Genomic DNA, 5,578 nt, shown 5'->3' with positions numbered 1-5,578 from the left:
ACGATCAGCAGCAGGTCGAGCCCCTCGACCAGCGCCCGCCCGAACGATTCCAGCCCCGCCTCGAGGTCCAGGACCAGCGACTCGTCCCTGGAAAGGCTCAGCTTCCGGAGGAGCGCCTTGGCGAAGGCGGCCTGGGGGCAGAAGCACCCCTCCCCGCCCGTCTCGATGGTGCCGACGGGGAGGAGGAACACCTTCTCCGTGCGCTTCAGGGCGAACCGTTCGGCGATGTCCGAAACGCCCGGATTCATGACGAACATCCCCCCCGGTTCCCCGGCGGAGCCGGTCCGCTCGGCGATCAGCTCCCTCCGGTGGACGATCGGGAGGGCGGCATCCGGGGGGAATCCGAGGGCGGAGGCGAGGTTGGGATCGGAATCGAGGTCGACCAGCAGGACCGTGTGGCCGGCGCGGGCGAGGATCCCGGCCAGGAGGGCGCAGACGGTCGTCTTCCCCGCGCCCCCCTTCCCTCCGACGGCGATCTTCAGGCCCTCCGGCCGTCCGACGAACTGGAAGCCGGCCACGGACGTCCCTTCGAGCGTGACGCGGAGGAAACCGGCGCCGACGCGGAAATCCTCGGCTCCCGTCCCGTCGATGTCGCCGGCGCGCGCGCCGACGACGCGGCCGATTTTCACCACGTTCGCCACGAACAGCGGGGGGGCGGCGACCTTTCCGCCGGCGATGTTCGCGGCCGCGGCTTCCGCCTGGAGCCTTGCGTTCGCCACGAGCTGGCCGCTTTCCGTCCTCCCCGATACGGTCGTGTACCGGATCACGTCGCCCGCCGCGTAGACGCCGGGAAGGCGGGTCTCCATCCGTTCGTTCACGGGAATCCCACCCTGATATTCCGCCGGTTCCCCTTCGAGGAACCCGGTGTTCGGAACGACGCCGGTGGCCAGGACGACCGCGTCGCACGCGAGCTCCGAGCCGTCGGAAAACCGGAGCGCGCGGGCGGAGCTCCCTTCCACGGCGACCCGCTCGACCGTCTTCCCGGTCAGCACCGTCAGGACCCCTTCCGCCGCAAGGTGCGGGCGCAGCCGCGCGGCCACGTCGCCGTCCACCATGGTGGCGAGGATCTCCGGGGCGATGTCGACCAGATGGATCGCGCACCCTCTGCGTTTCAACGCCTCCGCCAGGAGCACGCCGATCCGCCCCGCGCCGACGATCGCGACCGTGCGCCCGCCCCGGTCGAGGATCCGCTTCAAGGCGAGCGCCTCTCCCATCCGGCGCATCGCGAAGACGTTGTCGCACGCGCCGACCGGCCCGGCGAACGCACCCGGGACGAAGACCCGGGCTCCCGTGGCGATCAGCGCCTTGTCGAACGGGATCTCCGCGCCGTCCGTCGTCCACGCCTTCCCGTCCTTCGCGGACAGACGGGCCACCGCCGCGCCGTTCCGGACGGGGGCGTTCGTTCCATCCCCGTCCTCCGCCGGGAGATGGAGCTCCTCGACCGTCCGTTCGCCCGCGGCCAGCTCCGGCAGGAGGTGGCGGCAGTACGCGGGATACGACTCGTCGCAGACCGTCGTCACCTCGAACCGTCCCGTCCCCGAGAGGAGCCGGGCGGCGCGGGAGCCGGCGTAGCCGTTCCCGATGATGAGCACCCGTTCCATGGCCACCGTCCTTGAAACGCCCGGTCAGGCCCGGGGGAGCCCCAGCGCCTGCCGCTTCTCCTGGATGTGGGCTAGGATCCCGGCGACCGCGCCGTCCGGCGTGGCGGCCACGAGCGCCTTCCCCCCGTTCAGCCCCGCGAGCTTCTCCGTCAGGAGCGAGACGGCGAACGGGCTTCCGAACACCCTCGGCGCCGGCGCCAGGTGGACGAGGATCCCCGCGGAGAGGAAGAAGCTCCCGATGGAGATCGCCTTCTCCGTCATGAACTCCGGCGCGGACCCCGCCACCGGGAGCTGGCTGATCTCCACGCCCAGCTTCCCGGCCAGGGCGGCGAGGAGATCGTAGATGCGCGAGTTGTCGACGCACGATCCCATGTGGAGCACCGGGGGGAGCGGCCCCCCCAGCCCCGCCGCCTGCCCGATCGCGGTCAGCACCTTCCGGAGCCGGGGGCCGGCGTGCTTCTCCGTGGCGTCGCTTTTCAGGAACCCGGCCTGGGCGAGGATGTGGTTCACGCACCCGGTGGTCACGATCAGCACGTTGTTCCGGATCAGCTCCCCGGCCATCCTCTCGGTCATCGCCCCGTCCCGCAGCTTCGGGTTCGGGCAGCCGACGATCCCCACCGCCCCGGCGATGTCGCCCGACGCGATCGCGTCGATGACGGGCTTCAACGGATCCTCCCGGTTCACCGTGGAGAGGACCGCGACCAGCGTTTCGACGGAGATGCCCGTCAGCAGCGTCGACGAGACGTCCGGGATCCGCACCGGGACGGCGGCCGCCTTCCGGTCCCTGAACCCCGCGATGGCGTGGCGGACGATCTCCTGCGCCCGCTCGTCCGCCCGGTCGGCGTGAAAATCCACGTGGATCGCCTCCGGGTGCCGGACGAAGGGGACGGTGGTGATGAACCGGGTCTTGTAGCACTTGGCGATCCCGGGGAGGGACGGCCAGATGCACTGCATGTCCACGACCATGGCGTCGATCGCCCCGGTGGCCAGGAAGAGCTCCGTCTGGGCCTCGTGGCCGGCGTAGGGGACTCCGTACCGCATGACGAGCTCGTTCCCGATGCAGCACACCCCCACCACGTTGACCCGCTCGGCCCCGGCCGCCTTCGCCTCCGCCTCGAGCCGGTCGGCCCACTCCGCCACCTTGGACGCCAGGATCGGGTTGTGGCCGTGGCAGGCGATGTTGACCTGGTTCTCCTTCACCACGGAGAAGTTCGCGGAGACCACCTTGGGAGTGGGGATCCCGAAGATGACGTCGGAGAGGTCGGTGGCGAGCATCAGCCCCGCGAAGTTGTCCACCATCCCCATCCGGAGGGTTGCGACCCAGAGGTTCAGCGGGTCCGCGTCGTTCCCCATCGACGTCCGGTGCATCGCCGTCTCGATCTCGTTGTGGGGGTTGGAGACGACGAGCCCCAGCCTCTCCCACTTCGCGTACTCGGTTTTCGTGGCCCGGGCTCGGATCCAGTTCATCGGCTCCCCGTCCTGGCGGCCGAAATCCTCGAGCGCCTTCCTCGCCACGTCCGCCGCCACCGCGGACACGGGGCGGCCGTCGACCGGCACTCCCAGCTTCCCGGCGAGCGCGAGGAGCTTTCCCTCCTCCCGGATCCGGTAGCCGGGCGCCTTCCCTTCCGCGATCTCGAGGAGGAGGATCGCCAGCTCCCGGGCGTGGCCGGCGTGCGACGCGGCGCCTCCCGTCGCGGCCCGGAGGAAGTTGCGCGCCACGATGACGTCCGGGGTCGCGCCGCAGACCCCCACCCGGGGCCCCTGGCCGAACGGGTCGATCCGGCACGGTCCCATGTAGCACATCACGCAGCAGGTCCCGAGCTCGCCGAAGGCGCACTCGGGCATCATCCTCCGCAGCCGCTCGTCGACGAGCAGCAGGTCGTCCGCTTCCGCCTTCCGCGTCAGCTCTTCGGCGCCGGGATTCGAATACGGCTTCCGTTCCAGGGTCTTATCCACGGGCCATCTCCTCCCTCATCCTGAGGATCGCTTCGAGGGGAGACGCCTCCCCACCCGCCGTCTCCCTGCCGCGCAGGAGGGCGGCCGTTTCCCGCATCGCCGCGGAGGCCGCATTTTGGCTCGCCACCTCCTCGATTTCCCGGAACGCCAGGGCATGCGTCGGGCAGGAGGAGGCGCAGGCCGGCTCCTCTCCCGCCCGGAGCCGCTCCACGCATCCGTCGCACTTGTACGCCCGCTTCCGGTCGAACGAGAGCCGGACCGCCCCGTAGGGACAGACCAGCACGCAGGAGAAGCAGCCGATGCACCGCGAATCGTCGATCTGGACCGTGTCGGAGCCGGCGTCCCTTCGGATGGCGCCCACGGGGCAGCCGAGCATGCAGGGGGCCGTCTCGCAGTGGGCGCACTTCAGGGGGACGTTCATCCCCGGGGTCCACGCCACGGCCACCCTCGGCAGGGACGGCGGCGATTCGGAGACCGCGGAGAGAAGATCCTTCGAGAGGGAGTGGGAGACCGAACATTGGATTTCGCAGCTCTTGCAGGCGGCGCACTTCAAAGGGTCGTAGACGACTCTCCGCATCCGGCACACCCCCCTGTTTTTTCAGGAACGGAAGTTGACGAACTGCATCTCCACTCCCAGGTCCTTCCCCTTCAGCATCCGGATGACCTCCTGCAGGTCGTTCAGGCTTTTCCCCGTCACCCGCACCTGCTCCTCCTGGATCTGCGACTGGACCTTGAGCTTGGTGTCCTTCACCAGGGAGACGATCTCCCTCCCCTTCTCCTTCGAGATCCCCTGCTGGATGGCGATGAACTGGCGGACGAGGCCGCCGGAGGCCGGCTCCACCTTCCCGTATTGCAGCGCCTTGAGGGAAACGGACCGCTTCACGAACTTCGACTGGAGGATGTCGACGACCGCCTTGAGGCGGAAGTCGTCGTCGGTCAGCACCTTGATCCCGTCCTTCTCGAGGGTGACCGTGGTCTTCGAACCCTTGAAGTCGTACCGCTGGCCGATCTCCTTCACGGCCTGGTTGACCGCGTTGCTGACCTCCTGCATGTCCACGACCGAAACGACGTCGAACGACGGCATGCGCGCTCCTCCCGCGGAAAACTATACCACCTCGACCGACCCGTTCCCAACCTCCGCTTCCTTCGCGACAAGCTCCTCCCCGAGCGCCGTCAGCTCCGCGAAAAGCGCATCCACGCGGGAGCGAGCCGACGCGGTGGACACGGCCAGCGCCCGGATCGTCGCCCCGTCGTTCTTCACGGACGCCTCGACGAGCGCGGCCTCCTCCCGGCCGAGCTGCTCCTCGAGGGCGATGATCTCCGCCTCCCGCGCCGCGACGGCGCTCCGGAGCCGCCGAAGCTCACCCGACCGCCGGCTCACCTCCCCTGCCCGCTGCCGCCGCGCCTCCCGCCGGTTCGCGGCACGCTCGCCCGGGGACCTCCCGACGCCTTCCGCCGCTTCCGCGCTCCAGCCGACTCGGTCCAGGAAGTCGCCGTAGCCGCCGTCGAACGGCGCGACCTTCCCGCCGTCGAAGACGATCAGCTTCGTCGCCACCGAGGAGAGCACCCGCTCCACGTGGGTCACCAGGATCACCGCCCCCTCGAAGGCGGAGACCGCCGCAAGGAACGCGTCGACCGACTCCTGGTCGAGGTGGTTCGTCGGCTCGTCGAGCAGCAGGAGGTTGACCGGCGTCGCCAGGAGCTTCGCGAGGAGCACCCGGCTCCTCTCCCCGCCCGACAGGACCGAGATCCGCTTCTCCGCGGACGCGCCCCCGAACATCATCGCCCCGCACAGGGTGCGGACCTGCGTCCGCGTAAGGGAAGGATTCGACTGCCGCACCTCCTCCTCGACGGACAGGCCGGGGTGCAGGCGGTCCACATTCGTCTGGCCGAAGTAACCGACCTTGAGGTTCACGGCCGGACGGACGATGCCGGAAGACGGCGAAAGCTCCCCCGCGAGAAGCCGCAGCAGCGTGGTCTTCCCCCGGCCGTTGGGCCCCACGACCGCGATCCGCTCCCCC

At 69.9% G+C, this 5,578-nt stretch carries 5 protein-coding genes; all 5 read right to left on the bottom strand.

Annotation, left to right across the window (positions count from 1 at the left end; genetic code table 11):
- Positions 1–1,601: FAD-dependent oxidoreductase (locus HZB86_07495; protein MBI5905383.1), on the bottom strand; the 1,601-nt coding region annotated here is incomplete at its 3' end.
- A gap of 24 nt (positions 1,602–1,625) precedes the next feature.
- Positions 1,626–3,557 carry an anaerobic carbon-monoxide dehydrogenase catalytic subunit gene (gene cooS / locus HZB86_07490; GenBank protein MBI5905382.1) on the bottom strand — a complete coding sequence of 644 codons (1,932 nt, stop codon included), beginning with the start codon at positions 3,555–3,557 and terminating at the stop codon, positions 1,626–1,628.
- Positions 3,550–4,134, bottom strand: a complete 585-nt coding sequence (locus HZB86_07485; GenBank protein MBI5905381.1) for a 4Fe-4S dicluster domain-containing protein — start codon at positions 4,132–4,134, stop codon at positions 3,550–3,552. The genes cooS and HZB86_07485 overlap by 8 nt, the downstream gene beginning before the upstream one ends.
- A gap of 21 nt (positions 4,135–4,155) precedes the next feature.
- Positions 4,156–4,641: a YajQ family cyclic di-GMP-binding protein gene (locus HZB86_07480; protein MBI5905380.1), complete on the bottom strand. Its 486-nt coding sequence runs from the start codon at positions 4,639–4,641 to the stop codon at positions 4,156–4,158.
- Positions 4,642–4,662: 21 nt separating this feature from the next.
- Positions 4,663–5,578 (bottom strand): ABC-F family ATP-binding cassette domain-containing protein (locus HZB86_07475; GenBank protein ID MBI5905379.1); only part of this gene is annotated, 916 nt, incomplete at its 5' end.

The organism is Deltaproteobacteria bacterium (assembly GCA_016234845.1).
Lineage (GTDB): Bacteria > Desulfobacterota > Deferrimicrobia > Deferrimicrobiales > Deferrimicrobiaceae > JACRNP01.
The sequence above is the reverse complement of the archived record's forward strand: the minus strand, read 5'-3'. Positions and strand labels throughout refer to the sequence as shown.

Excerpts from the sequence above, each read along its gene's own strand:
- HZB86_07485 (MBI5905381.1), bottom strand. The coding sequence starts at position 4,134 with ATGCGGAGAGTCGTCTACGACCCTTTGAAGTGCGCCGCCTGCAAGAGC.
- HZB86_07480 (MBI5905380.1), bottom strand. The coding sequence starts at position 4,641 with ATGCCGTCGTTCGACGTCGTTTCGGTCGTGGACATGCAGGAGGTCAGC.